We start from the raw sequence: 26163 nt of genomic DNA, 5'->3' as shown, positions 1-26163 counted from the left end.
AGACTTATCCACAATTGAGGCGGGATCTCTGTGCGATCCTACGGATTAACAGGCAAGATCAACTATACTAGCGACAAATATTCCCCCACCAGGCCACCCCATGACCACACAACAACTGACGCGTGACTGGCGCCTTCCTACAGCAGGCATCATGTTGCTGGCGATGCTCTTAGCCGGGTTTACCCTGCATACGCACTGGAACACCTTTCTTCAGTGGTGCCTTGCCACGCAAATTACCCTGCACCGTTATCTGGTGATGTACCTGCTCCAGCTTAACAACCACCAGTACAGCGGCGGGTTATGGCTATTAACCGGCGCCTTCTTCTATGGCGTATTGCACGCCATCGGGCCGGGGCATGGGAAATTCATTGTGACGACCTACCTCACGACAAATAAAGAAAGCGAACGGGCCGCCCGGGTCGTTCCTTTTCTTGGCAGCCTGATGCAGGGCGTCAGCGCCATTCTCTTTGTCTTTATTCTGGCGGTAGGGTTTAACCTCGCATCGGGGGATATCAGTACCAGCCGCTGGTACGTCGAGAAGATAAGCGCGGTGCTCATCGGTGCATTTGGTGTATTTGTCATTTACCAGGCGCTGAAAAGCCTGCGGCCTCGCCGGATGGCTATCTCAGCCATCACGCCCCTTCATCAACATAATGAACACTGTGGTTGTGGTCATCACGGTGTAGGTGCAGATCTGGCGCAAGGCGACTGGAAAACCCGGTTGGGCGTCATACTGGCGATTGGTGCGCGTCCGTGCAGCGGGGCGATCATGATCCTGATGTTTTCAAATGCGCTGGGTATTGTTACCTGGGGGATGGCCGCGGTCATGACCATGTCGCTGGGAACGGCGTTGTCGATTATGGGCCTGTCACTGGCGGTACGTTATGCCCGAGAGCGGACGGTGGCCTGGTTTGGCGGCGGGGCTTCACTCAGCTGGCTGGTTCCGGTCTTTAAAATAGCCGGAGGAATAGTCCTGATCCTGTTCGCGACCGTGCTGTTCCTGACGGTACTCCCCATCAGCGCCAATGGCGATTACATCGCCGCAGGCTGCTAATAAAAGAAAACCCGCCAGCGGCGGGTTTTTTATTACTCGTTGATTCGTGGATGCTGGTCCACCAGGCGGGAGCGTTTTTGCTGCAGCTCTTCAATCTCTGCATCAATGTCTTCAATCTTCTGCTCTACATTATCGTAGTGTTCGCGCAGGATCTCTTTCGCTTCCTGGATATCAGACGCCGCAGGAGTGGCCCCTTTAAGAGGACGATTCGCCGTCTCCTTCATGGTAATACCGGTAATCAAACCAATCACCGCGATAACCATCAGGTAATAAGCCGGCATCATCAGGTTCTGCGTACTTTCCACCAGAGAGGCGGCAAGCGTCGGGGTCAGACCGGCAATCAGCACCGAGATGTTAAAGGCAGCCGCCAGCGCACTGTACCGAATGTGTGTCGGGAACATCGCAGGCAGCGTCGACGCCATCACCCCGATAAAGCAGTTAAGGATCACCGCCAGCATCAGCAGACCGGCAAAAATCAGCCCCAGCACATTACTGTTAATCAGAATAAAGGCCGGGATTGCCAGGGCAAACAGCGCGACACTCCCCAGAATAATGAACGGTCGACGGCCAAAGCGGTCGCTCAACAGCCCCATAATCGGCTGCACAAACAGCATACCCACCATGATGGCGATAATAATCAGCACACCGTGGTCTTCTGAATAGTGCAGGTTATGCGACAGATAGCTCGGCATGTAGGTCAACAGCATGTAGTAGGTCACGTTCGTGGAGATGACCAGACCAATACAGGTCAGCAGGCTGCGCCAGTGCTTCGTCGCAATCTCTTTAAAGGAGACTTTCGGGCCATCCTGCAGCCCTTCGCGGTCGCCCTGCTCCAGCTTCTCAACGTGCTGCTGGAACGCCGGCGTTTCTTCAAGAGCATGACGCAGGTAAAGACCGATAATCCCTAACGGCAGCGCCAGGAAGAACGGAATACGCCAGCCCCAGGAGAGGAAGTTCTCTTCACCGACGACGGTAGAAATCAGCACCACCACGCCCGCCCCCAGGACAAACCCGGCAATCGAGCCGAAGTCCAGCCAGCTTCCCATAAAGCCGCGCTTACGGTCCGGGGAATACTCTGCGACAAAGATAGAGGCACCCGTATACTCACCGCCTACGGAGAAGCCCTGGGCCATCTTACAAAGCAGCAGCAGAATCGGAGCCCAGATGCCGATGCTGGCATAGGACGGTATCAGGCCGATACAGAACGTACTGATCGACATAATGACAATGGTGATAGCAAGGATCTTCTGGCGACCATATTTATCGCCAAGCATACCGAAGAACAGACCACCCAGCGGGCGAATCAGGAAGGGGACGGAGAACGTACCCAGCGCGGCAATCATCTGCAGACTGGGGTCGGCGCCGGGGAAGAACACTTTACCTAACGCATAGGCCACAAAGCCGTAAACACCAAAATCGAACCATTCCATCGCATTACCCAGCGAGGCGGCGGTGATCGCTTTGCGCAGTTTGGCATCATCAATAATGGTGACGTCGCGAAGCGTGATGGGTTTGATTTTTTTCCTTCTGAGCATAGCTATCCTCGTAGACTCGGCCCTGTCCGTTTCACAGTCCCGTATGCGATCTGTGAACCATGGGATCCGCTCCATGCGAATCGCCTTATTCAAGCGTAGCAGGTTTACTTACATTGACGTTTTACGTCGATACAACCGAACCTGTTGACGCCTGCCTGGGCAGTTAATGACCTTTTTACCCTACCAGCGTTTATATTTGTGATCAACTTCACACATATATTTATGTTACGTCAACTGGCTGCAGTTTTTGTCAATTAGCGCAAATCTGCACGTTCTCAATCGCCATAAAAACACATCCTCACACACGTCATTATTTCCCGGACAACGGAAAATGAAACCCCATTACTTCACATCAGATTTACATAAATTCTAACCCTCCGACGCGCGTTTAAAACGTTTACGTCAATATGTGATGCAGATAACTAAAACAGTGTTTTATTTTCATTGAATCATCATTCCAATGATCGCATGATAATTCCGAATACCACGTTCCCGGTGCTGTGGCACCGCGTTTACCAGGATCGCTTTTTTAGTTTTATTGCATGGGTAATGACACCATCGAACCCAAAGACATTCAATTCATTGAATTTATTGATTTATTTTTTAGTTTTTGCCGCCCGCCATGCGGGATACGATTTGAGGGTTATCTATGAAGATTAAAGCCACGATTGAACGCATACCGGGCGGTATGATGCTGGTTCCGCTTGTACTGGGCGCTATCCTGAATACCCTGGCTCCTGAAACCGGCGCTTATTTTGGCGGGTTCACAAAAGGGATGATTACGGGCACCGTTCCCATTCTGGCCGTCTGGTTCTTTTGTATCGGCGCCTCAATTAATTTACGGGCAACAGGCACCGTATTACGGAAATCCGGCACGCTGGTGATTACGAAAATTGCCGTGGCCTGGGTAGTGGCAATGATCTGTGCGATGTTCATTCCGGAGAATGGAATTCAGACCGGATTCTTCGCCGGATTATCGGTTCTGGCAATTGTCTCTGCGATGGATATGACCAACGGCGGTTTGTATGCCAGCCTGATGAACCAGTACGGCACCAAAGAAGAGTCAGGTGCATTTGTCCTGATGTCTCTGGAGTCCGGTCCGCTGATGACCATGCTGATTCTGGGCTCTGCTGGCCTGGCGTCCTTTGAACCCCACCACTTTATCGGCGCGATCCTGCCCTTCCTGATCGGTTTTGCTCTGGGTAACCTGGATCACGATCTGCGTGATTTCTTCAGCAAAGCCACGCCGGTGCTGATCCCGTTCTTCGGTTTTGCGCTGGGTAACACCATCAACCTGAATGTCATCCTCGATACGGGTCTGCTGGGTATCGTGCTGGGCGTGGCGGTTATCATCATCACCGGTATTCCGCTGATTATTGCCGACCGGGTCATTGGGGGAGGAAACGGAACGGCGGGGATCGCCGCCTCTTCAGCCGCAGGCGCAGCCGTGGCCAACCCGGTAATCATTGCGCAGATTAACCCGGCTTTTGAACCGGTGGCCGCGTCCGCGACGGCACTGGTTGCAGCCAGCGTGATTGTGACCGCGATTCTGGTTCCCATCATCACCGCACTGTACGCAAAACGCGTCGGACATGTTGCTGAGATTCAGACAGAGCCTAAGCCTGTTGAAACACACCACTAACCGGTGCTCCCCCTCCCGGTGAGAGGGGGATTTCAGCCACCAAAAATCTCTTCCACCATCCCATCCACAAGCCGTTTTGCCGAGCACAGCCTCGGCATACCCAGCGCGACAGTGTGCCAGCTTTGCGTCACCGACCAGCTCACCGGATGGTTATCCGCCTGACACCAGTCGCCCAGCCAGCCGAGCATGTCTTTATGATCTATCAGTCCCGGCGACGCGGGCGTTGTCAGCCACTGATGGTAGAAATGGCGGGTGGAAGGAGAAGCGTTGATGCCCTGAGCAAGATAGTTTGCCGCCATACTGCGTAAGTTATCCTTGAGCATCGCCGCCACGTCTTCATTCGCCAGGCGACAGGCATCACCAAATGCGCCCCAGCGCAGCTCTTCCAGGACGACATAGCAACGCCCGGCCAGCGACCAGCCATCGTAGTGACCGGCTCGCCAGCGGGTAAAAATTTGTTCGCTGTGCTCACCCGCCTGCACCGTCAGCCCTCGCTGGGAGAGCGCCTTCTCTTTATAGGCGGCTCGTTGCGTAAAATGAGCGGAAAGCTCAGCGTACTGCTGAATCAGGCCGGGCGATTGCTGGGCCCGCGGGTTAGTCTGCTGACGCAGCGCAATCAATTTGTCTGCCATCAGCGTCAGCGCAAGGTGCCCGGGGTCAAGCATACCGGCCAGCTTTTCCGCCAGCCCCAGGCGCAGCGCCGCATTTTCATTAAGCATACCCGCCATCGCCCAGGGCCGTAGCCGGGTATGCGTCATGATCTCCTGGGTCAAACGCTCACGAAACTGCAGCTGTTGTGGTCCCGGGTGGGGATGACGCGCCGCGTCCACCCCCTGAACCAGATCGACCATAAATTTTGGATGAATACACTCCAGCGTTCGCCCGGGGCCGTCCAGTAGTTGTGTTGTCATGGTTGTTCTGCCGCGAATAGGGTTTGAATATCATCGCGTAACAGTCGGGTATCTTCCTGTATCCACGTCGCAGTCGTGATACTTTGCTTTAACAGCTGGCTGAGCGCTCGGGTCGAATGCTCATTTTGCTGACGTACTGCGAGGCTATCACGCAAACTTTCCTGTAACCCGGTCAGGCATAACGAAAATTCCGCAAAGAACGTTGCCATCCCCGCCGTAACAGAGACATCGACCTGGGCGGTCAAAGCTTTACGGATTTGTTCACAGAACTGATCGATATGCTGCTTGAATTTTTCATGCAGCTTTTCAATATCAATGACATAGCGTGTGCGTGCAACAACATAATCTTCCCAGCCCCAGCCCGGGTTATTCAGCCAGCGAGAGACGGTTTCACGCATGCTCGCCGCGCCCGCTGGCTGGCCTGCCGGGCGGTGATCCTGCGCAATGGCATCGTTAAACAGCGCCCGGGTGTTGAAGTTAAGTTGATGCGCCTGAAACGCCGGGAAGCTTATCCGCGCGCGAAAACCCGCATGGCTGAGTTGTTCTTTAATACGCGTTTCGATTGGCCGCATGGCTTCATTCAGCGAGCGCGCCAGCGTCGACTCCAGTTGATCGAAGCGTAACGCCAGCTCCCGGCCGATCTTCGTCTGCGCATCCAGCATGATCAGCTCGCAGGAGGAGCGGATTTTACTCAGCGCAATTCGCGCCTGCCCTTCATCATCCAGTACCAGCTGTTTCAGCGCCTGCGGCTCGTCACGGCGAAGATCCCGCGGTTCGATGCCAGCCAGGTCGAGAACAGAGCGGGCGCTAAACACATGGCTAATCGCCTGCTGGAGTGAAGTATTCTGCGACATCATAAAGTCAGCGGTGGCGTTAAGCGCCTGCTCCACTTCATGCTTCACTTCGTCGCTCACCACGCGCTGACGCGTATGCAGCAGGGCCATGTCCTCTTCCAGGCGCGCGATATTCAATTCCAGCGCCTCAAAAGCGACCGTCAGCCCCTGGTAGCGGAAGTCCAGGTACTCCCGGGCATTTTGGGCGTAGTTAAGCAGCTTATGCGACGCCGAACGCAGAGCGAAGAGCGATGCATTGGCATAGGCGGCATAAATAAGCTTGCGGATCGGCTGTTCAAATAACGAATCTTCCCACAGCAAATCGGCAGCATGACGAATATGGTCGATGTCGTCCAAATCCTCCGTACGCCAGCGGCGTCCCAGCGCGGCTTCGGCAAAATCCTGAACCCAGCGCTGCTCCTTGTGATCCGGTAGCTGACCGTGGGTAGTCATCTCATAACGGGCGCGGTTCGCCAGATACGCCCACATCGACGAAACGGGATAAATTTGCCCCGGCGAAATATTCCCTTTCATTAAGGTGCCGGAGATCATCGCTTTAACCTGTTCTTCATCGTCGCTGTTACGATCTTTCTGATCGAATTTATTGACCAGCGCATACAGCGGCACCGATTTACCGGCGACTGAAATGGCCTGCCGGACCTCTTGATCGGAAATCGATTTGAGCTGGGTGTAATCCATCACCGCCAGCACCGCCGACGCGCGGGATAACTGCTCGCTCAGCATTTTTTGCAGATGCGGTTGCCCGGCCTCATTCGGCCCGGGGGTATCAAGCAGCGTCAGTTGCCCAAGGTGGGCATCCAGACCCGCGAGATGCACGAACTCCACTTCAATCACCGGAATGTGTTCGATGGCCGCATATTCAGAGAACGGAAATTCGACGCCCAACGCCTGTGAGAGCCTCACCAGGTCGTTAAGGCTTTTCAGACAATGAAATATCGGCTGCGCACCAAGGTGATGCTTCTCGAAAGCCTCACCTTTTTCAATTCTTTCCAGCAGCGTAATCATGTCCTTATCAATTTCCAGACGCTGCGCCAGCTTCCCGCGATCGTAATCGCAGAGCTTTTTCTGTAACAGGAGGATTAATTCATCGATAGGAGAGACGTGAGCAAAATGGAGCACCGGCTCTTTCTGACCCGGCGTATGACGGATCAATGTCGGAAGCGCCGTCATCGGGCGGTTGCGGTTCGGCAACACTTCGGTTCCGACAATGGCATTAATGGTGGTCGATTTCCCCGCTTTCATGGTGCCCACAATTGCCAGCACCATTTCCAGACGGGTTATTTTCCGTAATTCATTATTCAGCATAGCCTGCTGGGCTTCGACACCCCGCGCACTAAAATGCAAAGGTAAGACGTTGTTCTTTTCACCCGTAATGGCTGCGGCGGTGCTTTCCAGCTTCGCCGTCGGCATTGATTTCAACGTATCAAGATTTTGCAGGGCGAGCTGTAACAAACGCTCTGCTTCCTGGCTTAATTCAAAAATGGTCTGTGTGTGCATGATAAAAGCCTTTCCTTAACGCAAATTTATTACTTTTATTAAGCCACTGGTTTTAATTATGTTGTTCAGGCTTATATGATCACGTGTGGAAAACATGTTCACCGAAATATAACTGATTGAAGATAATCAGAAATAAATCGCTATCCTTGCATGGCGTGTAAAGCTTCCCCTCTGGCATGACAGCCAAAAGATAAAAGCCTGGCCCATTTTTAAGAAACTTCAGGATATATCATCATTATTTACCCACCTAAAAAGAGAGGTAATGCGTCACCGCCATAAGATATGAATGACGGGGAAGTCAGGAGATAAATAACAATGTGTCGCTTCACCTTATCCGAAATGGAGGTGCGTAGCAATTTGCTGCAATAAAATATTCGATATATTTACTGCCATTTCTTTCCACCGTGTTAATGCCGTCAGCATCGCTTAACTGACTGACAGGAAATGTCACTGGCGACACGCTTTTTGCTTTTTTTTTTAAATAGAATATCACCGACAACGGTGTGGATTTGCGTTATACTTGCCCCCTTTTTCGGCACCCAGCCGTCATTTTGCTGGCACTTTCCAGCGTGTTACGCACTTTTTGAGGATACCCTTATGCAACTCCCACACTGCCCGAAATGCAATTCTGAATACACCTATGAAGATAATGGCATGTTCATCTGCCCGGAATGCGCTCACGAATGGAATGACGCCGAGCCGTCGCACGATACTGATACGCTTGTTGTAAAAGATGCGAACGGTAATCTGCTGGCTGATGGCGACAGCGTCACCGTGATTAAAGATTTGAAGGTTAAAGGCAGCTCTTCCATGCTGAAGATCGGCACTAAAGTGAAGAATATCCGTCTGGTAGAAGGCGACCATAATATTGACTGCAAAATTGACGGCTTTGGCCCGATGAAACTGAAATCAGAGTTTGTGAAAAAGAACTGATTTACCCGCCCGGTGGCGCTTCGCTTACCGGGCTGGCGAGAACTACACTTAACGGGCTCTTCTTACGTGAGGTATAGATTATGCCGTTAAGTCCCTACATCTCTTTCGCCGGTAACTGTGCCGAGGCCTCCGCCTTTTATCAGCACGCCGTCGGCGCAGAGCTCCTCTATAAAATCACCTTCGGTGAAATGCCAAAAGGCGACAGCAGCGAAGAAGGCTGTCCGTCTGGCATGCAGTTTCCGGATTCGGCGATCGCCCACTCGAATGTTCGCATTGCGGGCAGCGATATCATGATGAGTGATGGGCAGCCGCCCGGCAGCAAAGCGCAGTATGCCGGGTTCACGCTGGTGCTGGACACCCAGGACGTGGCAGAAGGCAAACGCTGGTTCGACAATCTGGCCGCGGAAGGCCATATCGAAATGGCCTGGCAGGAGACCTTCTGGGCGCACGGTTTCGGTAAAGTCACCGACAAATACGGCGTACCGTGGATGATTAACGTCGTTAAGCAACAACAGTGACCTTCTGGCGGTGGGCAGTCTGCCCCCGCCTGTCATCAAACTCCCCTGAACTCTTCAAACTCCCGCAACCGAGACTTAACCCAAATGTCATATTGATGCGCCAGCATGAGGCCACATTTATTGTGAGGCCCAGCATATGCAAACTGTTATCCGCGTCGAGAAACTGAGCAAGACCTTTCATCACAACAAGGCCCTGCATGCCGTTGATCTGACCGTCCAGCAGGGCGAAATGGTGGCGCTCCTGGGGCCATCCGGCTCTGGTAAATCCACCCTTATGCGTCATTTAAGCGGCCTTATCACCTGTGATAAGACCTCAGAAAGCCACGTCGAGCTGCTGGGCAACACCGTGCAGCGTGCAGGACGCCTGGCGCGGGATATCCGCAAAAGCCGCGCCCAGACGGGCTATATCTTCCAGCAGTTCAACCTGGTCAATCGCCTGACGGTACTGGAGAACGTGCTGATTGGCGCGCTCGGCAGCACCCCGTTCTGGCGTACCTGTCTGCGCTGGTTCTCCCCCTCTCAAAAGCAGGAAGCGTTGCAGGCGCTGACCCGCGTCGGAATGGCGCATTTCGCCCACCAGCGCGTCTCCACACTTTCCGGTGGACAGCAGCAGCGCGTGGCGATCGCCCGTGCCCTGATGCAAAAAGCGCAAATCATTCTTGCCGATGAACCCATCGCCTCGCTGGACCCGGAATCGGCTCGCATCGTGATGGAAACCCTGCGCGACATCAACCTCAACGACGGCATCACCGTAGTGGTGACGCTGCACCAGGTGGACTACGCCCTGCGCTATTGCGAGCGCATCGTCGCGTTGCGTCAGGGGCATGTGTTCTTTGATGGCCCAAGCCATCAGTTTGATAACGACCGTTTCGACCATCTCTACCGCAGCATTAACCGCGTCGAAGAGAACGCGCAGGCTGCTTAATTAAAACCGATCCGAGGAAAGTACATGAGCTACAAAGCCGTTGCCGCGCTGGCGTTTACCAGCATGTTCAGCATAAGCACTCTGTTAAGCCCTGCGTACGCCCAGGAGCAGGAAAAAGCGCTGAACTTTGGCATTATTTCGACGGAATCACAGCAGAACCTGAAACCTCAGTGGGAACCGTTCCTGAAAGATATGGAAACCAAACTGGGGATCAAAGTGAACGCCTTCTTCGCCCCGGACTATGCGGGCATCATCCAGGGGATGCGCTTTAACAAAGTCGACATCGCCTGGTACGGTAACCTCTCCGCCATGGAAGCGGTGGATCGCGCGAACGGCCAGGTCTTTGCCCAGACCGTTGCCGCGGATGGCTCTCCGGGTTACTGGAGCGTGCTGATCGTCAATAAAGACAGCCCCATCAACAACCTGAACGACATGCTCGCCAAACGTAAAGAGCTGACGTTTGGTAACGGCGATCCCAACTCCACCTCTGGTTTCCTTGTGCCGGGCTATTACGTCTTTGCTAAAAACAACGCCTCTGCCAGCGAGTTTAAGCGCACCGTGAACGCCAGCCATGAAACCAACGCGCTGGCCGTGGCCAATAAGCAGGTGGATGTCGCCACGAATAACACCGAGAACCTCGACAAGCTGAAAACCTCGGCACCGGACAAGCTGAAAGCGCTGAAGGTTATCTGGAAATCCCCTCTGATCCCGGGCGACCCCATCGTCTGGCGCAAAAACCTGTCTGAGACCACCAAAGACAAGGTGTACGACTTCTTTATGAATTACGGCAAAACGCCGGAAGAAAAAACGGTTCTGGAACGCCTGGGCTGGGCACCTTTCCGCCCGTCAAGCGACCTGCAACTGGTCCCGATTCGCCAGCTGGCGCTGTTTAAAGAGATGCAGGGCGTGAAGGACAACAAGGGCCTGAAGGAGGAGGAGAAGAGCAGCAAAGTGGCTGCGATTCAGGCTCAGCTCGAAGACCTTGACCGCCTGACCGCGGCGCTCGGCGCCATGAGCAGCGTGAATAAAGCGGTGCAATAACGCTTACCGCCCTCTCCCGGTGGGAGAGGGCATTCAGACCAAAGGGGCACACATGCAAACCATCACCCTCCCACCGCCGAAACGCAGCTGGTTCTCGCTTTTTAGCTGGGCCATTTTGCTTGCGGTGCTCGTTATCTCCTGGCAGGGCGCGGAAATGGATCCGCTGCTGCTGTTTAAAGATGCCGGCAATATGGCCACTTTTGCCGCCGACTTCTTCCCGCCTGATTTCAGCCAGTGGCAGGATTACCTCAGTGAAATGGCGGTCACTCTGCAAATCGCCGTCTGGGGCACCGCCCTGGCCGTCATCCTTTCTGTTCCGTTCGGCCTGATGAGTGCCGAGAACATCGTACCGTGGTGGATTTACCAGCCGATGCGTCGCCTGATGGACGCCTGCCGCGCCATTAACGAAATGGTCTTTGCCATGCTGTTCGTGGTGGCCGTCGGCCTGGGTCCGTTCGCCGGGGTGATGGCGCTGTTTATTCATACCACCGGCGTGCTCTCCAAGCTGCTCTCCGAGGCGGTGGAAGCTATTGAGCCGGGCCCGGTCGAAGGGATCCGCGCAACGGGCGCCAACAAAATTGAAGAGATTCTCTTCGGCGTACTGCCCCAGGTGATGCCGCTGCTGATCTCCTACTCCCTGTACCGTTTCGAATCCAACGTTCGTTCCGCCACCGTCGTCGGCATGGTGGGTGCAGGCGGTATTGGCGTCACGCTGTGGGAAGCGATTCGCGGGTTCCAGTTCCAGCAAACCTGCGCCCTGATGGTGCTCATTATCATCACCGTCAGCCTGCTGGATTTTATGTCTCAACGTTTGCGTAAGCACTTCATCTGAGAAGCGAGGCTTTGATTTGTATGCACTTATCCAGACATCCGACCAGTTACCCTACCCGCTGGCAAGAGATAGCGGCAAAGCTCGAGGTGGAACTTCGCACCCACTACCGCTGCGGAGACTACCTGCCTGCCGAGCAGCAGCTTGCCGACCGCTATGAAGTGAACCGACACACGCTGCGCCGCGCCATTGATCAGCTGGTCGAGCGCGGCTGGGTGCAGCGCCGTCAGGGCGTCGGCGTGCTGGTGTTGATGCGTCCGTTTGACTATCCGCTCAATGCGCAGGCGCGTTTTAGCCAGAACCTGCTGGATCAGGGCAGCCACCCGACCAGCGAAAAACTGCTGTCGGTGCTGCGCCCGGCCTCAAGCCACGTTGCGGACGCGCTGGGCATTCAGGAGGGCGACAATGTCATCCACCTGCGTACCCTGCGTCGGGTCAACGGCGTGGCGGTGTGCCAGATAGACCACTACTTCGCCGACCTGGCGCTGTGGCCGGTGCTGCAAAATTTCTCCAGCGGCTCGCTGCATGATTTTCTTCAGGATGCCACGGGCATCTCGCTTAAACGTACCCAGACGCGCATCAGCGCCCGCCGCGCGCAGGCCAAAGAGAGCAAAGTGCTGGAGATCCCCAACATGGCTCCGCTGCTCTGCGTACGTACCCTCAACCACCGTGACGGCGAAATAGACGCGACGGAATACTCCGTCAGCCTGACCCGCGCCGACATGATCGAATTCACCATGGAGCACTGAATGCATTTCGACACCTCCACCCGCCAGCGCTGGATGGGCGTTCTGGCGCACAGCCAGCCCGCTGCGCTTTCGGACCGCATACAGGCGCTGAATCTGACGCCGGAATATGACCTCATCCGCGCGCCGGAAATCGGTCTGGTGCAGATCCAGGCACGTATGGGCGGTACCGGTGAGCGCTTCTTCGCCGGCGATGCCACCCTCACCCGCGCAGTGATCCGCCTGAACAGCGGCACGCTGGGCTACAGCTACGTGCTCGGGCGCGACAAACCACACGCCGAACGCTGCGCGGTGATTGACGCCCTGTTACAGGAACAACCTCATTTCCAGACCCTGATGGAAACCCTTATTGCCCCGCTGGAAGCCGACCGTGCTGCACTGATTGCCGCCCGCCAGGCCCAGATAAACACCAGCCGGGTCGACTTCTTTACGCTCGTTCGCGGAGATAACGCATGACGCTTCAACCCGCTTTTACCCTGGCCGTCCAGGATGCCCAACAAAGTTTTCGTCGCCTGCTGAAAGCCATGAGCGAGCCGGGCGTCATCGTCTCGCTGCATCAGCTCTCTCAGGGTTGGCTGCCGCTGAATCTGGCGACCACCAGCGTACTGCTGACGCTCGCCGACAACGACACCCCGGTGTGGCTCTCTGGCGCGTTATCGAATGATATCGCCAGCCAGAACCTGCGCTTTCACACCAACGCCCCGCTGGTTGAACAGCCCCGGCAGGCGGTGTTTGCCGTGGCCGACGAGCAAATCAGCCACGAGCAGCTTAATGCCCTGAGCGAAGGAAGCGCGGTGGCACCGGAGACCAGCGCCACGCTGATTTTGCAGGTATCAAGCCTGAGCGGTGGCCGCATGCTGCGACTCACGGGGGCGGGTATTGCCGAAGAGCGCATGGTCGCGCCACAGCTGCCGGAGTGCATCATTCATGAACTGACTGAACGCCCGCACCCGTTCCCGCTCGGTATTGACCTGATCCTCACCTGCGGAGAACGCCTGCTGGCCATCCCTCGTACCACTCATGTGGAGGTGTGCTGATGTACGTTGCCGTCAAAGGGGGCGAGAAGGCTATCGCCGCCGCCCATGCCTTGCAGGCGCACAGACGACGGGGTGATGACGCGCTTCCCGAGCTCAGCGTCACCCAGATTGAGCAGCAGCTCAATCTGGCCGTCGACCGGGTAATGACTGAAGGCGGCGTCGCTGATCGCGAACTGGCGGCGCTGGCGCTGAAACAGGCCAGCGGCGACAACGTCGAAGCCATCTTCCTGCTGCGTGCTTATCGCACCACACTGGCGAAACTGGCGGTGAGCGAACCGATCAATACGGCAGAAATGCGTCTGGAACGTCGTATTTCGGCGGTCTATAAAGACATCCCCGGTGGCCAGCTGCTTGGGCCCACCTATGACTACACCCACCGTCTGCTGGATTTCACCCTGCTGGCGAACGGCGAAACGCCCCAGTTGAGCACCTCGGATGCAGAGCAGGTTCCCTCCCCGCACGTTTTTAGCCTGCTGGCGAAACAGGGTCTGGCGAAGGCCGAAGACGATACTGGCGCGCAACCTGACGACATCACCCGCACGCCGCCGGTTTACCCCTGTTCACGCTCGTCGCGCCTGCAGCAGCTGATGCGCGGCGACGAGGGGTATTTACTGGCGCTGGCCTACTCCACCCAGCGTGGCTACGGCCGCAACCATCCGTTCGCGGCGGAAATTCGTAGCGGCTACCTTAACGTCGAGATCGTGCCCGAAGAGCTGGGTTTTGCGGTGAACGTCGGCGAACTGCTCATGACCGAATGCGAAATGGTGAATGGATTTGTCGCCCCCGAGAACGAGGCCCCACATTTTACCCGCGGTTACGGGCTGGTGTTCGGCATGAGTGAGCGCAAGGCGATGGCGATGGCGCTGGTCGACCGTGCCCTGCAGGCACCGGACTACGGCGAAGCAGTCTCCGGTCCGGCGCAGGACGAGGAGTTCGTGCTGGCCCATGCGGATAACGTCGAGGCCGCGGGCTTCGTTTCCCACCTCAAGCTGCCGCACTACGTCGATTTCCAGGCCGAACTGGAACTGCTGAAACGCCTGCAACGGGAGCGCGCTCATGACTAACTTAAGCGGCTACAACTTTGCTTATCTGGATGAACAAACTAAACGCATGATCCGCCGCGCCATTTTGAAAGCGGTGGCCATCCCCGGTTATCAGGTGCCGTTCGGCGGCCGCGAAATGCCCATGCCTTACGGCTGGGGTACCGGTGGTATTCAGCTGACCGCCAGCGTCATCGGCGAGTCGGACGTGCTGAAGGTCATCGACCAAGGGGCTGATGACACCACCAACGCCGTGTCGATTCGCCAGTTCTTTCAACGCGTGACGGGCGTCAATACCACCGAAAAAACCGAAGATGCGACGCTGATCCAGACCCGTCACCGCATTCCGGAAACACCGCTGACGGAAGATCAGATTTTGATTTTTCAGGTGCCAATTCCGGAGCCCCTGCGCTTTATCGAGCCGCGTGAAACGGAAACCCGCACCATGCACGCCCTGGAAGAGTACGGCGTCATGCAGGTAAAGTTGTATGAGGATATCGCCCGCTTCGGCCATATCGCCACAACCTACGCCTATCCGGTCAAGGTCAATGGACGCTACGTGATGGACCCGTCCCCCATCCCCAAATTCGACAACCCGAAGATGGACATGATGCCTGCCCTGCAGCTGTTTGGTGCCGGGCGTGAAAAACGCATCTACGCCGTACCGCCTTACACCCGCGTGGAGAGTCTCGATTTCGACGACCACCCGTTTACGGTGCAGGAGTGGGACGAGCCGTGCGCCATTTGCGGCTCAAAACACAGCTATCTGGACGAAGTGGTGCTGGATGACACGGGCAAACGGATGTTTGTCTGCTCCGACACCGACTTCTGCCGCCAACAGAGCGAGGCGAAAAGCCAATGAAACCGCTGCTTTCGGTTAATAACCTGACCCACCTTTACGCGCCGGGCAAAGGCTTCAGCGACGTCTCGTTTGAGCTGTGGCCAGGCGAGGTGCTGGGCATTGTCGGCGAGTCCGGCTCGGGCAAAACCACGCTGCTGAAATCTATCTCTGCACGACTGACGCCGCAAAATGGCGACATTTTATATGAGGGCCGGTCGCTGTACGGCATGAGCGAGGCCGAACGCCGTCGCCTGCTGCGCACCGAATGGGGCGTGGTGCATCAACATCCCATGGACGGCCTGCGCCGGCAGGTCTCGGCCGGAGGCAATATCGGTGAAAGGCTGATGGCCACCGGCGCACGCCATTACGGCAACATCCGCGCCACGGCACAGCAATGGCTGAGCGATGTGGAGATCCCCACCTCGCGCATTGATGACCTGCCCACCACCTTCTCCGGCGGTATGCAGCAGCGCCTGCAGATTGCCCGCAATCTCGTCACTCACCCGAAGCTGGTGTTTATGGACGAACCCACCGGTGGGCTGGACGTCTCCGTTCAGGCGCGTCTGCTCGACCTGCTGCGCGGCCTGGTGGTGGAACTGAACCTGGCCGTGGTGATTGTCACCCATGATTTAGGCGTTGCCCGCCTGCTGGCGGACCGTCTTCTGGTGATGAAGCAGGGTCAGGTGGTGGAAAGTGGGTTGACCGACCGCGTACTCGACGATCCCCATCATCCGTACACCCAGCTGCTGGTGTCATCGGTATTGCAGAATTAAGAGGCCCCCATGATCCGCGTAGAAAATGTCAGTAAGACCTTTGTGCTCCACCAGCAAAACGGCGTGCGCCTGCCGGTCCTGCACAGCGCCTCTCTGGAGGTTAGCAAGGGTGAATGCGTGGTGTTGCACGGCCATTCCGGCAGCGGCAAATCGACGCTGCTGCGCTCCCTGTACGCCAACTATCTGCCGGACGAAGGCCACATCTATATTCGTCATGGCAATGAATGGGTCGATCTGGTGCAGGCGCCGGCGCGTAAGGTGCTGGACGTGCGCCGCTCGACGATCGGCTGGGTCAGCCAGTTTTTGCGGGTGATCCCACGGATCTCCGCCCTGGACGTGGTCATGCAGCCGCTGCTGGACCTGGGCGTTCCGCGCGAAACCTGCGCCGCGAAAGCCGCCGGCCTGCTCACGCGCCTGAACGTACCGGAACACCTCTGGCACCTTGCCCCGTCGACCTTTTCCGGTGGCGAGCAGCAGCGGGTGAATATCGCTCGCGGGTTTATCGTCGACTACCCGATTTTACTGCTTGATGAACCCACTGCCTCGCTCGACAGCAAGAACAGCGCGGCGGTGGTTGAACTGATCGAACAGGCCAAAGCACGCGGCGCGGCGATCGTGGGGATCTTCCACGACGACACCGTTCGCTCCCGCGTCGCAGACAGGCTGCACCCGATGGGGACGCTCGCATGATCGTGAATAACGTAAAGCTGGTGCTGGAAAATGAAGTCGTTGATGGCTCGATTGAGATCCAGGCCGGAGAGATCCGCGCCTTTGCGGAAACCCAGAGCCGCGCCCCGGAAGCGATGGACGGTGAAGGGGGCTGGCTGCTGCCGGGCCTTATCGAACTGCACACCGATAATCTGGATAAATTCTTTACCCCGCGTCCGAAAGTCGACTGGCCAGCTCATTCCGCAATGAGCAGCCATGACGCGCTGATGGTCGCCAGCGGCATCACCACCGTGCTGGACGCCGTAGCGATTGGCGACGTGCGCGACGGCGGCGACCGTCTGGAAAACCTCGAGAAGATGATCAACGCCGTGGAAGAGACGCAAAAACGCGGCCTTAACCGCGCCGAGCATCGTTTGCACCTGCGGTGTGAACTCCCGCATCACACCACTCTGCCGCTGTTTGAAAAGCTGGTGGACCGCGAGCCGGTCTCACTGGTCTCGTTGATGGACCACTCGCCGGGGCAGCGTCAGTTCGCCAGAATAGAGAAATACCGCGAGTACTATCAGGGAAAATACGCGCTGACCAACGAGGAAATGGCGCGTTATGAAGAGGAACAGCGACAGCTTGCTGCCCAGTGGTCTCAACCAAACCGGCTCTCCATTGCCGCCATGTGTCGGGATCGCAACATTGCCTTAGCCAGCCATGATGATGCGACGCATGAACATGTGCGCGAATCGCACCAGCTTGGCAGCGTAATCGCTGAATTTCCCACCACGTTTGAAGCAGCAGAAGCCTCACGCACCCACGGCATGAACGTCCTGATGGGGGCGCCGAATATCGTGCGCGGCGGCTCCCACTCCGGCAACGTGGCGGCAAGCGCGCTCGCGTCGCTAGGTCTGCTGGATATCCTCTCGTCCGACTACTACCCCGCCAGCCTGCTGGACGCCGCCTTCCGGGTCGCGGCTGACGAAAACAATCGCTTTACGCTGCCGCAGGCGATTCGTCTGGTAACGAAAAACCCGGCAACGGCACTTAATCTTCACGATCGTGGAGAGATAGCTGAAGGTAAACGGGCGGATCTGGTGCTGGTTCACCGTAAGGGCGAGCACATCCATATCGACCACGTCTGGCGTCAGGGAAAACGGGTGTTCTGATGGGAAGACTAATCTGGCTAATGGGGCCGTCAGGCTCTGGTAAGGACAGCCTGCTGTCCGCGTTACGGCAGCGGGAACATCCCCAGCTTCTGGTTGCGCACCGCTATATCACCCGTGCGGCGAATGCCGGGAGTGAGAACCATATCGCCCTGAGCGAGCCGGAATTTTTCACGCGCGCCGGGCAAAATCTGCTGGCGCTCAGCTGGCACGCCAACGGTTATTACTACGGGATAGGCATCGAGACAGACCTGTGGCTGCACGCCGGGTTCGACGTGCTGGTCAACGGCTCACGCGCACACCTTCAACAAGCGCGCGCTCGCTATGAAGCAGCGCTGTTGCCGGTCTGTCTGCAGGTCTCGCCTGATGTGCTGCGCAGCCGGTTGCAGAGCCGGGGTCGCGAAAACGCCAAAGAGATCGAGCAGCGGCTTGAACGTGCGGCGCGCTATACCCCATCGAACTGTCATATCCTCAATAACGACGGAAGTTTGCTACAGTCAGTCGATAACTTTTTAACGCTTATCCGTCAGAAGGAGAAACAGCATGCCTGACTGCCAGCTTCGCCCCGCCACTGCCGACGATGCGCAGATTGTTTACGCGCTGATTTGCGAACTCAAGCAGAGTGAGTTTGATCATCAGGCGTTCCACGCCGGGTATCTTGCCAATCTGCAGGACCACAATATGCGTTACCAACTGGCTGAATTAAACGGCCAGGTGGTGGGCATGATTGGCCTGCATATGCAGTTTCACCTGCACCACGCCAGATGGATTGGCGAGATCCAGGAGCTGGTGGTCATGCCGCAGGCGCGCGGTCTCAGGGTGGGCAGCCAGCTGTTGGCCTGGGCGGAGAACGTGGCGCGGCAGGCGGGCGCTGAACTGACAGAGCTATCCACCAGCGTGAAGCGCCTGGACGCTCACCGTTTTTATGCGCGTGAAGGGTATACGCAGAGCCATTTTCGTTTCACCAAACTGTTGTAGAGGTGCACGATGAGTCTGACGATTACGTTAACGGGAACCGGTAGCGCTCAGCTGGTGCCGGTGTTTGGCTGCGACTGCGCCGCGTGTCGCCGGGCGCGTCTGCAGGATAACCATCGCCGTCGCCCCTGTAGCGCGGTAGTCAAATTCAACGATGCGGTAACGCTGCTGGACGCCGGTATCCCGCACCTGATGGACGACTGGCCGGCAGGCAGCTTTCAGCAGTTTTTACTGACCCACTACCATATGGATCACGTCCAGGGGCTGTTCCCCCTGCGCTGGGGCGTCGGTGCCCCTGTTCCGGTGTACGGCCCACCAGACGAGGCGGGGTGTGACGACCTGTTTAAACACCCGGGGATTCTGGATTTCAGCCATACGGTAGAGCCGTTTGTGGTGTTTGAACTGCAGGGCCTGCGGGTCACACCGTTGCCGCTGAATCACTCGAAAATCACCTTTGGCTACCTGCTGGAGTCCGCCCACAGCCGTGTGGCCTGGCTTTCCGACACCGCCGGATTACCCGATAAAACGGTAAAATTCCTGCTCAATAACCGGCCGCAGGCGATGATCATCGACTGCAGCCACGAGCCGCGTGACGAAACGCCGCGCAACCATTGCGATCTGAATACGGTTATTGCCTTAAATGAGATCATCGGCTGTCCACAGGTGATCCTGACCCATATCAGTCATCAGTTCGACGTATGGATGATGGATAACCCGCTACCCGACGGGTTCGAGGCGGGATATGACGGAATGACGTTGTTGCTGGATTAGGTCACTCCCTCTCTGAATGAGAGGGCGAGGCGTATGGATGCTAAACCGCGCGTATCAGCGATCGTAATCGTCTTCTAACCGGCGTTCATCTTCTTCTAACTGACGTCTGTCATCATCCAGCTGGCGTTGACGCTCATCCAGACGGCGACGGCGATCCTCCAGTTGCCTGCGGCGATCGTCATACTGACGGCTGTCGGTCTGGCGGCTGCGATCGTAGCGATCGTCGTCATCATCGCTACTGCGACTGCTGCTGGGGTTATAGGCATCGTTGATCGCCTGCTGAATATTGCCAATGGCTTCATCAATAACATCGGCGTGAGCCAGTTGGCTGGTAAGTGACAGCAGACCAAATAACAGAGCGGTAGAGTAACGTTTCATAAGACCAGACTCGCAGGTGGACTGGCCTTACGGTAATGAACAACAGCTGGCTGGGGTAGCGGAGGAATCTCAAATTACCATCACCTTGCGCAACGCCTGCGCCAGCTGTACACGGGTAAAAGGCTTACGCAGTAACGCCACGTCCGGCAGTTGCGGGTTATGCGTCGGACGCAGATCCTGGCCGCTGATCAGCAACACCGGAAGCTGCGGATAATGGCTGCGCACATGGTTGATCACCTCGGCGCCGCTGAGGTTGCCGGGCAGCATTAAATCGCTAATAAACATGCCAATATCCGGTGACGCGTCCAGCATCTTCAGGGCCTGTTCGCCGTTGTCCGCTTCAAGCGTCAGATAGCCCAGCTGATGCAGCTGCTCGCACAGGGTCTGGCGGACATCGGCTTCATCTTCCAGTACCAGTACCAGGCGTTCATTTTCAACGGCAGCCGCGGCGGCCTGGGTTTCATCAGCAGAACTAACAGGCAGCGTCGAGCGTGGCAGATGCAGCCGCACGGTGGTCCCCTGCCCCGGCGCGCTTTCAATCTCCACGCGCCCACCGGACTGGCGTACAAAACCGTAGACCATCGACAGGCCTAATCCGCTACCGCTCCCGGTTTGCTTGGTCGTGAAGAACGGTTCGAAGACCCGGGATTTGACCTCCTGCGACATTCCACTTCCCCGGTCAATAACCTCCAGCGCCACCATATCCTGCCTGCGTCCGTCACTGCGGGTCACGCGCTGATTCCACGTGCGGATCTTAATAACCCCCGTCTGTCCCTCCATCGCATCGCGGGCGTTCATCACCAGGTTAATAATGGCGTTTTCCAGCTGGCTGACGTCTATCCACGCCGGCCACGCCGGTGATTGCGCTTCAATTTCCAGCGTCAGGGTGGCCGGCAGCGAGTGGTACATCAGCTCCCGCAGGTTCTCGAGCAGCGGTTTCATCTCTACCGCGTGCGGGGTCAGGGATTGCTTGCGGGAAAACGCCAGCAGGCGCTGGGTCAGCACCGCACCACGTTCGGCGGCCTTGAGTGCCCGGGTGATACGCGGGGCGTCATGTGAGTCAGGATCGGTGAGTTCCAGACTGCCAATGATCACCGCCAGCAGGTTGTTAAAGTCATGAGCCAGACCGCCCGTCAGCTGCCCGACGGCCTTCATCTTCTGGCTGTGCACCAACGCCTCTTCCAGCCCCTGACGCTCGATGCGGTCGATCTCCATCTGCGTGGTTTTTTCTTTCAGCAGGCGGGTGGTGTGGACAAGCGAGGCGGTGTTGCGGGCAAAAACGTTAAACGCTCGCGCCAGCTCACCCAGCTCATCACGACGCTGCAGCCCGGGGACGGAAACATCCTGCTCGCCGTGAGCAAGGCGCGACATCGCCCGGGAGATGGCCGTCAGGTTGGAGGCCAGATTACGGTAGATATACCAACAGGCGCACCCGGTGATGATCAGCGCCAGCACGGCGAACACGCTGATAAATACGCTGATGGAGCGCAGCTCCTGGTGACTCTGGGCAGTGCGCAGCCGGGAGGCCTGCGCCACCTGTTCAACGTACTGATTGATGTCGCTGTTTAATATCGCCACCAGCGCCTTGATGTGGAACATATACCAGCTGATCGCCAGATCGCTCTCCTCCAGCTGCGTCGAGAGCGGAACAAGCTTGTGAAGCTCGGCATTAAAATCGGGCAGGATAGCGTTCACCACGGGCTGCGTCACGCTCCGGGGCAGCGTTGCCGTCACGGCATCCAGCTGCTGAACCGTGGCGCGCGGCGAGGGCGTTTCAATAGCGGCGATGATTAGCCTGTCCATTTCCATAAGCTGTTGCGCATCCGGGACGTTGCTGGCGTAACGGCGGTTGATGTCCTGCAGATGGCGCAAATAGCTCTGGCTTTGATAGAGCGCGCTGAGAAGCGCATTACGCTCCAGATGACGCCGCTGCCCGCGCTCCAGCATGCCCGTCACGCTCTGCTGTAACTCATTACTTCTCTGAATAATTCGCGCCACCAGCGCGGGCTCCTGTTGCGCCAGTGGCGCATCGGCAAGCTGTTCCAGCGAGTGACGCAGCGCCATCTGCGTCTGCTTCAGGCGCTCGGCTTCGCCCTTGTATTCCAGCGCGCCTACAACTTGCGAGAGCCGCACCGCCGCCGTTGCCACATTGGCGGTATCGCGGGCGAGGTTCATGCTGCCGGTCATGTCATCCAGCGTCTGCTGCTGCACCTGTTCCTGGATCTGGCTGGCATGACGAAAGCCGAGCACCGCCACGCCGCTGACCATCAGCGTCACCGCCACCACCAGCAGATTAAAAATCAGCAGGCGACCACGGGCGCTGGCAAAGAAGGGCGGACGGTGTGATGGCATACGGTAAGCTCCGGTGCAATGTGATGCCCTCACCCTGGCCCTCTCCTGCTGAGAGGGAAAAAGCGGGGAATTGTGATGTAAGTTAACTATTCATAACTATGACAAATATGAACGGCTTCTGACATTTTGCATTTACCAACCTGTGATGAAGTGCGGATATCGACATTCAAGGAGATCCGCCATGAGCAGAACCCCGGTACTGGAGATGCGCAACATTGCCAAAACGTTTGGCCATTTCCACGCGCTCAAGGGTGTGGATTTGACGGTGTACCCTGGTGAGATCCACGCGCTGATGGGGGAAAACGGCGCAGGAAAGAGTACCCTGATGAAGATCCTCGCGGGGGCCTATACCGCCACCAGCGGCGAGATCCTGATTGACGGACAGCCGTTTCACATCAAAGGGCCAAAGGATGCGCTGGCCGCGGGTATCACCCTCATTTATCAGGAGATGCAGCTTGCCCCCAATCTGACCGTCGCTGAAAACATTTTCCTGGGCAGCGAGCTGTCGCGCGCGGGGCTGGTACAGCGCAAAGAGATGGCCGCACAGGCGCAGGCGGTGATTGACCGTCTGGGCGCGCACTTCAAGGCGACCGACCTGGTAATGAGGCTGACCATCGCCGAGCAGCAGCAGGTTGAAATTGCCCGCGCGCTGCACCGCAACAGCCGCATTCTGGTGATGGATGAACCCACCGCCGCCCTCTCCTCACGTGAAACCCATCGCCTGTTCGAGCTGATAATGCGCCTGCGAGAGGAAGGAATGGCGATTATCTATATCAGCCACCGCATGGCGGAAGTGTATGAACTCTCCGATCGCGTCAGCGTTCTGCGTGACGGGCAGTACGTCGGTAGCCTGACGCGCGACAAACTGAACGCCTCTGAGCTGGTGAAGATGATGGTCGGCCGTCCGCTAAGCGATCTGTTTAACAAAGAGCGCGATATCCCGCTCGGCAGCCCGCGTCTTAACGTGCATCACCTTACCGACGGCAAGAAAGTGCTCCCCTGCAGTCTGCAGGTGCGTTCCGGAGAAATTGTCGGGCTGGCAGGTCTGGTGGGCGCCGGACGTTCCGAACTGGCGCAGCTGATCTTCGGCGCGCGCAAAGCCACGGGCGGCATGATTGAGGTCGACGGCGAACCGGTGGTGATCCACTCCCCGCGTGCCGCCATCGACAACGGGATCGGTTTTCTCACCGAGAACCGCAAAGAACAAGGGCTGTTCCTCGAGCTGGCCGCACAGGAGAACATCACCATGGCGACGCTGGAGCGCGACGCCACCTTCGGCATGCTGAACCGCAAAAAAGCGCAGACCATTTCTGACGATGCGATCGCCCTGCTTAACATCCGCGTGCCGCATTCACAGGTCCGCGCGGGCGGCCTGTCCGGGGGCAATCAGCAAAAGCTGCTTATCTCCCGCTGGGTGGCCATCGGCCCACGCATTCTGATTCTGGACGAACCGACGCGCGGCGTCGACGTCGGGGCGAAAAGTGAAATCTACCGCATCATGAACCAGATGGCGCGCAAGGGCGTGGCGATCCTGATGATCTCCAGCGAGCTGCCGGAAATCGTCGGCATGAGCGACCGCGTCTATGTCATGCATGAAGGCAGCATTGCAGGTGAACTTCACGGAGCAGAAATTTCTCAGGAAAACATCATGACGCTGGCGACCGGCGTGAACGACTCTCATCATCAGGCGGTGCAACTATGACAAATTCAACCCATCCGCAGCAGGTGGCGAAGTCCGCCTCTGCCAAAAAAATGCTGATGAGCGATCTGATGCAGACGGTCGGCATTTTGCCCATCTTGATCCTGATTGTGGCGGTATTTGGTTTTATCGCGCCTAACTTCTTTACCGAAAGTAATCTGCTCAATATCACCCGCCAGGCGTCGATCAACATCGTACTGGCCGCAGGGATGACCTTCATCATTCTGACCGGCGGGATCGACCTCTCCGTCGGCTCCATTCTGGGCACCACGGCCGTGGCGGCGATGGTGGTGTCGTTAATACCTGAGTTCGCCATGCTTTCTATTCCGGCAGCGCTCATGCTCGGCCTGGTGCTGGGTTTGTTCAACGGCGCGCTGGTGGCTTTTGCCGGGCTGCCGCCGTTTATCGTGACGCTCGGTACCTATACGGCCCTGCGCGGTGCGGCTTATTTGCTGGCGGACGGTACGACCGTCATTAACTCCAACATTAACTTTGAGTGGATCGGCAATAACTACCTTGGACCCATTCCGTGGCTGGTGGTGATCGCGCTGGCGGTCATTGTGCTGTGCTGGTTTATTCTGCGCCGCACCACGCTTGGCGTTCACATTTATGCGGTTGGCGGCAACATGCAGGCGGCGCGTCTGACAGGCATTAAGGTCTGGCTGGTGCTGTTGTTTGTGTACGGCATGAGCGGGCTGCTCTCGGGCCTGGGCGGCGTGATGAGTGCCTCGCGTCTCTACAGCGCCAACGGCAACCTGGGCATGGGCTACGAGCTGGATGCGATTGCGGCGGTGATCCTCGGCGGTACCAGCTTTGTTGGCGGGATCGGCACGATCACCGGCACGCTGGTGGGGGCGCTGATCATCGCCACGCTTAACAACGGCATGACGCTGATGGGCGTCTCCTACTTCTGGCAACTGGTGATCAAAGGGGCGGTGATCATCATAGCGGTGCTGATCGACAAATACCGTACCCGACACCATCAAAGTGCATAACAACAATACCCTACAAGCGAGGAAGAGAAGATGCGTTTGAAACCGTTAGTGACCGCGCTCTGTGCTGGCGCGCTGCTTGCCGCAACGCCGTTTGCGCAGGCGAAAGATCTGAAGTCCATCGGCGTGACGGTGGGCGACCTGGCCAACCCATTCTTCGTGCAGATCACCAAAGGTGCCGAGCTGGAAGCGCGCAAACTGGCGGGGGATAACGTCAAAGTGACGCTGGTCTCCAGCGGTTACGATCTCGGCCAGCAGGTGGCGCAGATCGACAACTTTATTGCGGCCAAAGTGGACATGATCATCCTTAACGCCGCGGATTCCAAAGGGATCGGCCCGGCGGTTAAACGCGCGAAAGAGGCCGGGATCGTGGTTGTCGCGGTTGACGTCGCGGCGGAAGGGGCGGATGCCACCATCACCTCCGATAACACCCAGGCGGGGGAAATGGCCTGTAAATACATTACTGATCGCCTGAAAGGCAAAGGCAACGTGGTCATCATCAACGGGCCGCCAGTGTCCGCGGTGCAAAACCGCGTCGAAGGCTGCCAGACCGAGTTCAAAAAACATCCGGATATCAAGGTGCTCTCTGATAACCAGAACGCCAAAGGTAGCCGTGAAGGCGGTCTGGAAGTGATGACCTCACTGCTGGCGGCCAATCCGAAGATCGACGGCGTGTTCGCGATTAACGATCCGACGGCGATCGGTGCCGATCTGGCGGCAAAACAGGCCCAACGCAATGAATTCTTTATCGTTGGCGTAGACGGCAGCCCGGACGGCGAGGAAGCGCTTAAGCGTGAGAACTCCCTGTTTGTCGCGACGCCGGCTCAGGATCCGCAGGTAATGGCGGCAAAAGCGGTTGAGATCGGCTATGACATTCTGCAGGGCAAACCTGCGCCTAAAGAGCCTGTGCTGATCCCGGTGACGATGATCGATAAAAAGAATGTCGGATCCTATAAGGGGTGGACAGTGAAGTGATGTAGTGCGGTTTGATGCCCTCACC

At 57.1% G+C, this 26163-nt stretch carries 26 protein-coding genes; 21 read left to right on the top strand and 5 right to left on the bottom strand.

The features are described from left to right. The first annotated feature begins 100 nt into the window (after window positions 1-100). Window positions 101-1054 (top strand): nickel/cobalt transporter, encoded by a 954-nt coding sequence (locus tag BH714_RS19385; protein WP_040018708.1) that lies wholly within the window; start codon window positions 101-103, stop codon window positions 1052-1054. Window positions 1055-1086: 32 nt separating this feature from the next. Here the strand turns inward: BH714_RS19385 and proP are convergent, their stop codons facing one another. Next, on the bottom strand, window positions 1087-2589 hold the full coding sequence (gene proP / locus BH714_RS19380; protein ID WP_020882807.1) for a glycine betaine/L-proline transporter ProP: 1503 nt from the start codon (window positions 2587-2589) through the stop codon (window positions 1087-1089). Window positions 2590-3238: 649 nt separating this feature from the next. Here proP and kdgT point away from each other — a divergent pair. Next, window positions 3239-4231 (top strand): 2-keto-3-deoxygluconate transporter, encoded by a 993-nt coding sequence (gene kdgT, locus BH714_RS19375; RefSeq protein WP_040018706.1) that lies wholly within the window; start codon window positions 3239-3241, stop codon window positions 4229-4231. Between the two features lie 32 nt (window positions 4232-4263). Here the strand turns inward: kdgT and BH714_RS19370 are convergent, their stop codons facing one another. Together BH714_RS19370 and crfC are read right to left on the bottom strand one after the other, a co-directional pair. Next, entirely contained in the window at window positions 4264-5142 is an 879-nt protein-coding gene (locus BH714_RS19370) for a diguanylate cyclase regulator RdcB family protein (RefSeq protein WP_014168272.1), read from the bottom strand. Then, the gene (gene crfC, locus BH714_RS19365; protein WP_040018704.1) at window positions 5139-7493 is read right to left on the bottom strand and encodes a clamp-binding protein CrfC; all 2355 of its coding nucleotides are present in this window, start codon (window positions 7491-7493) and stop codon (window positions 5139-5141) included. The genes BH714_RS19370 and crfC overlap by 4 nt, the downstream gene beginning before the upstream one ends. 597 nt (window positions 7494-8090) lie before the next feature. Here crfC and BH714_RS19360 point away from each other — a divergent pair. The 16 genes from BH714_RS19360 (at window position 8091) to phnP (ending at window position 19742) form a co-directional block, all read left to right on the top strand. Then, entirely contained in the window at window positions 8091-8426 is a 336-nt protein-coding gene (locus BH714_RS19360) for a zinc ribbon domain-containing protein YjdM (protein WP_020882810.1), read from the top strand. A gap of 80 nt (window positions 8427-8506) precedes the next feature. Next, window positions 8507-8944 (top strand): VOC family metalloprotein YjdN, encoded by a 438-nt coding sequence (gene yjdN / locus BH714_RS19355; protein ID WP_014168269.1) that lies wholly within the window; start codon window positions 8507-8509, stop codon window positions 8942-8944. Between the two features lie 136 nt (window positions 8945-9080). After that, a complete protein-coding gene (phnC, locus tag BH714_RS19350) occupies window positions 9081-9869 on the top strand; it encodes a phosphonate ABC transporter ATP-binding protein (protein ID WP_014168268.1) in 789 nt (262 codons plus the stop codon). Window positions 9870-9893: 24 nt separating this feature from the next. Continuing rightward, a complete protein-coding gene (gene phnD / locus BH714_RS19345; protein ID WP_014168267.1) occupies window positions 9894-10910 on the top strand; it encodes a phosphonate ABC transporter substrate-binding protein in 1017 nt (338 codons plus the stop codon). Between the two features lie 52 nt (window positions 10911-10962). Further along, the gene (gene phnE / locus BH714_RS19340) at window positions 10963-11742 is read left to right on the top strand and encodes a phosphonate ABC transporter, permease protein PhnE (RefSeq protein WP_025206369.1); all 780 of its coding nucleotides are present in this window, start codon (window positions 10963-10965) and stop codon (window positions 11740-11742) included. 20 nt (window positions 11743-11762) lie between these two features. Beyond that, window positions 11763-12488, top strand: a complete 726-nt coding sequence (gene phnF, locus BH714_RS19335) for a phosphonate metabolism transcriptional regulator PhnF (protein ID WP_025206370.1) — start codon at window positions 11763-11765, stop codon at window positions 12486-12488. Further along, window positions 12489-12941 (top strand): phosphonate C-P lyase system protein PhnG, encoded by a 453-nt coding sequence (gene phnG / locus BH714_RS19330; RefSeq protein ID WP_032681898.1) that lies wholly within the window; start codon window positions 12489-12491, stop codon window positions 12939-12941. Beyond that, window positions 12938-13522, top strand: coding sequence for a phosphonate C-P lyase system protein PhnH (phnH, locus tag BH714_RS19325; RefSeq protein WP_014168263.1), 585 nt, complete (start codon window positions 12938-12940; stop codon window positions 13520-13522). The genes phnG and phnH overlap by 4 nt, the downstream gene beginning before the upstream one ends. Continuing rightward, complete coding sequence (locus BH714_RS19320; RefSeq protein ID WP_032679402.1) at window positions 13522-14586, top strand: carbon-phosphorus lyase complex subunit; 1065 nt, start codon at window positions 13522-13524, stop codon at window positions 14584-14586. The genes phnH and BH714_RS19320 overlap by 1 nt, the downstream gene beginning before the upstream one ends. Next, on the top strand, window positions 14579-15424 hold the full coding sequence (phnJ, locus tag BH714_RS19315; RefSeq protein WP_014168261.1) for an alpha-D-ribose 1-methylphosphonate 5-phosphate C-P-lyase PhnJ: 846 nt from the start codon (window positions 14579-14581) through the stop codon (window positions 15422-15424). Before BH714_RS19320 ends, phnJ begins: the two co-directional genes overlap by 8 nt. Continuing rightward, window positions 15421-16176: a phosphonate C-P lyase system protein PhnK gene (gene phnK / locus BH714_RS19310; protein ID WP_032679401.1), complete on the top strand. Its 756-nt coding sequence runs from the start codon at window positions 15421-15423 to the stop codon at window positions 16174-16176. Before phnJ ends, phnK begins: the two co-directional genes overlap by 4 nt. Window positions 16177-16185: 9 nt before the next feature. Further along, window positions 16186-16866: a phosphonate C-P lyase system protein PhnL gene (phnL, locus tag BH714_RS19305; RefSeq protein WP_020882817.1), complete on the top strand. Its 681-nt coding sequence runs from the start codon at window positions 16186-16188 to the stop codon at window positions 16864-16866. After that, a complete protein-coding gene (phnM, locus tag BH714_RS19300) occupies window positions 16863-17999 on the top strand; it encodes an alpha-D-ribose 1-methylphosphonate 5-triphosphate diphosphatase (protein ID WP_014168258.1) in 1137 nt (378 codons plus the stop codon). The genes phnL and phnM overlap by 4 nt, the downstream gene beginning before the upstream one ends. After that, window positions 17996-18547 (top strand): ribose 1,5-bisphosphokinase, encoded by a 552-nt coding sequence (phnN, locus tag BH714_RS19295; protein ID WP_040018699.1) that lies wholly within the window; start codon window positions 17996-17998, stop codon window positions 18545-18547. The genes phnM and phnN overlap by 4 nt, the downstream gene beginning before the upstream one ends. Continuing rightward, window positions 18540-18974 carry an aminoalkylphosphonate N-acetyltransferase gene (phnO, locus tag BH714_RS19290; protein ID WP_014168256.1) on the top strand — a complete coding sequence of 145 codons (435 nt, stop codon included), beginning with the start codon at window positions 18540-18542 and terminating at the stop codon, window positions 18972-18974. Before phnN ends, phnO begins: the two co-directional genes overlap by 8 nt. A gap of 9 nt (window positions 18975-18983) precedes the next feature. Continuing rightward, on the top strand, window positions 18984-19742 hold the full coding sequence (phnP, locus tag BH714_RS19285; protein ID WP_040018698.1) for a phosphonate metabolism protein PhnP: 759 nt from the start codon (window positions 18984-18986) through the stop codon (window positions 19740-19742). A 54-nt stretch (window positions 19743-19796) separates the two neighbouring features. On the opposite strand, the gene yjdP is transcribed toward phnP, so the two are convergent. Beyond that, on the bottom strand, window positions 19797-20120 hold the full coding sequence (gene yjdP / locus BH714_RS19280; RefSeq protein ID WP_014168254.1) for a DDRRRQL repeat protein YjdP: 324 nt from the start codon (window positions 20118-20120) through the stop codon (window positions 19797-19799). A 69-nt stretch (window positions 20121-20189) separates the two neighbouring features. Further along, window positions 20190-22472 (bottom strand): ATP-binding protein, encoded by a 2283-nt coding sequence (locus BH714_RS19275; RefSeq protein ID WP_040018697.1) that lies wholly within the window; start codon window positions 22470-22472, stop codon window positions 20190-20192. A gap of 181 nt (window positions 22473-22653) precedes the next feature. Between BH714_RS19275 and BH714_RS19270 the strand changes: the two genes are divergently transcribed. Genes BH714_RS19270 through BH714_RS19260 form a run of 3 tightly spaced genes read left to right on the top strand, consistent with a single transcriptional unit; the run spans window position 22654 to window position 26138 of the window. Next, window positions 22654-24174: a sugar ABC transporter ATP-binding protein gene (locus BH714_RS19270; RefSeq protein WP_040018696.1), complete on the top strand. Its 1521-nt coding sequence runs from the start codon at window positions 22654-22656 to the stop codon at window positions 24172-24174. Next, window positions 24171-25166: an ABC transporter permease subunit gene (locus BH714_RS19265; RefSeq protein ID WP_014168244.1), complete on the top strand. Its 996-nt coding sequence runs from the start codon at window positions 24171-24173 to the stop codon at window positions 25164-25166. The genes BH714_RS19270 and BH714_RS19265 overlap by 4 nt, the downstream gene beginning before the upstream one ends. Before the next feature lie 30 nt (window positions 25167-25196). Continuing rightward, entirely contained in the window at window positions 25197-26138 is a 942-nt protein-coding gene (locus BH714_RS19260; RefSeq protein WP_014168243.1) for an ABC transporter substrate-binding protein, read from the top strand. Window positions 26139-26163 lie beyond the last annotated feature (25 nt).

The organism is Enterobacter ludwigii (genome assembly GCF_001750725.1).
GTDB classification, from domain to species: domain Bacteria; phylum Pseudomonadota; class Gammaproteobacteria; order Enterobacterales; family Enterobacteriaceae; genus Enterobacter; species Enterobacter ludwigii.
This window is presented reverse-complemented; position numbering and strand designations above follow the sequence as displayed.

What these genes read in the sequence shown, in the direction of transcription:
- BH714_RS19385 (WP_040018708.1), top strand. Translation starts at nt 101, where the DNA reads ATGACCACACAACAACTGACGCGTGACTGGCGCCTTCCTACAGCAGGC.
- proP (WP_020882807.1), bottom strand. Translation starts at nt 2,589, where the DNA reads ATGCTCAGAAGGAAAAAAATCAAACCCATCACGCTTCGCGACGTCACC.
- kdgT (WP_040018706.1), top strand. Translation starts at nt 3,239, where the DNA reads ATGAAGATTAAAGCCACGATTGAACGCATACCGGGCGGTATGATGCTG.
- BH714_RS19370 (WP_014168272.1), bottom strand. Translation starts at nt 5,142, where the DNA reads ATGACAACACAACTACTGGACGGCCCCGGGCGAACGCTGGAGTGTATT.
- crfC (WP_040018704.1), bottom strand. Translation starts at nt 7,493, where the DNA reads ATGCACACACAGACCATTTTTGAATTAAGCCAGGAAGCAGAGCGTTTG.
- BH714_RS19360 (WP_020882810.1), top strand. Translation starts at nt 8,091, where the DNA reads ATGCAACTCCCACACTGCCCGAAATGCAATTCTGAATACACCTATGAA.
- yjdN (WP_014168269.1), top strand. Translation starts at nt 8,507, where the DNA reads ATGCCGTTAAGTCCCTACATCTCTTTCGCCGGTAACTGTGCCGAGGCC.
- phnC (WP_014168268.1), top strand. Translation starts at nt 9,081, where the DNA reads ATGCAAACTGTTATCCGCGTCGAGAAACTGAGCAAGACCTTTCATCAC.
- phnD (WP_014168267.1), top strand. Translation starts at nt 9,894, where the DNA reads ATGAGCTACAAAGCCGTTGCCGCGCTGGCGTTTACCAGCATGTTCAGC.
- phnE (WP_025206369.1), top strand. Translation starts at nt 10,963, where the DNA reads ATGCAAACCATCACCCTCCCACCGCCGAAACGCAGCTGGTTCTCGCTT.
- phnF (WP_025206370.1), top strand. Translation starts at nt 11,763, where the DNA reads ATGCACTTATCCAGACATCCGACCAGTTACCCTACCCGCTGGCAAGAG.
- phnG (WP_032681898.1), top strand. Translation starts at nt 12,489, where the DNA reads ATGCATTTCGACACCTCCACCCGCCAGCGCTGGATGGGCGTTCTGGCG.
- phnH (WP_014168263.1), top strand. Translation starts at nt 12,938, where the DNA reads ATGACGCTTCAACCCGCTTTTACCCTGGCCGTCCAGGATGCCCAACAA.
- BH714_RS19320 (WP_032679402.1), top strand. Translation starts at nt 13,522, where the DNA reads ATGTACGTTGCCGTCAAAGGGGGCGAGAAGGCTATCGCCGCCGCCCAT.
- phnJ (WP_014168261.1), top strand. Translation starts at nt 14,579, where the DNA reads ATGACTAACTTAAGCGGCTACAACTTTGCTTATCTGGATGAACAAACT.
- phnK (WP_032679401.1), top strand. Translation starts at nt 15,421, where the DNA reads ATGAAACCGCTGCTTTCGGTTAATAACCTGACCCACCTTTACGCGCCG.
- phnL (WP_020882817.1), top strand. Translation starts at nt 16,186, where the DNA reads ATGATCCGCGTAGAAAATGTCAGTAAGACCTTTGTGCTCCACCAGCAA.
- phnM (WP_014168258.1), top strand. Translation starts at nt 16,863, where the DNA reads ATGATCGTGAATAACGTAAAGCTGGTGCTGGAAAATGAAGTCGTTGAT.
- phnO (WP_014168256.1), top strand. Translation starts at nt 18,540, where the DNA reads ATGCCTGACTGCCAGCTTCGCCCCGCCACTGCCGACGATGCGCAGATT.
- phnP (WP_040018698.1), top strand. Translation starts at nt 18,984, where the DNA reads ATGAGTCTGACGATTACGTTAACGGGAACCGGTAGCGCTCAGCTGGTG.
- yjdP (WP_014168254.1), bottom strand. Translation starts at nt 20,120, where the DNA reads ATGAAACGTTACTCTACCGCTCTGTTATTTGGTCTGCTGTCACTTACC.
- BH714_RS19275 (WP_040018697.1), bottom strand. Translation starts at nt 22,472, where the DNA reads ATGCCATCACACCGTCCGCCCTTCTTTGCCAGCGCCCGTGGTCGCCTG.
- BH714_RS19270 (WP_040018696.1), top strand. Translation starts at nt 22,654, where the DNA reads ATGAGCAGAACCCCGGTACTGGAGATGCGCAACATTGCCAAAACGTTT.
- BH714_RS19265 (WP_014168244.1), top strand. Translation starts at nt 24,171, where the DNA reads ATGACAAATTCAACCCATCCGCAGCAGGTGGCGAAGTCCGCCTCTGCC.
- BH714_RS19260 (WP_014168243.1), top strand. Translation starts at nt 25,197, where the DNA reads ATGCGTTTGAAACCGTTAGTGACCGCGCTCTGTGCTGGCGCGCTGCTT.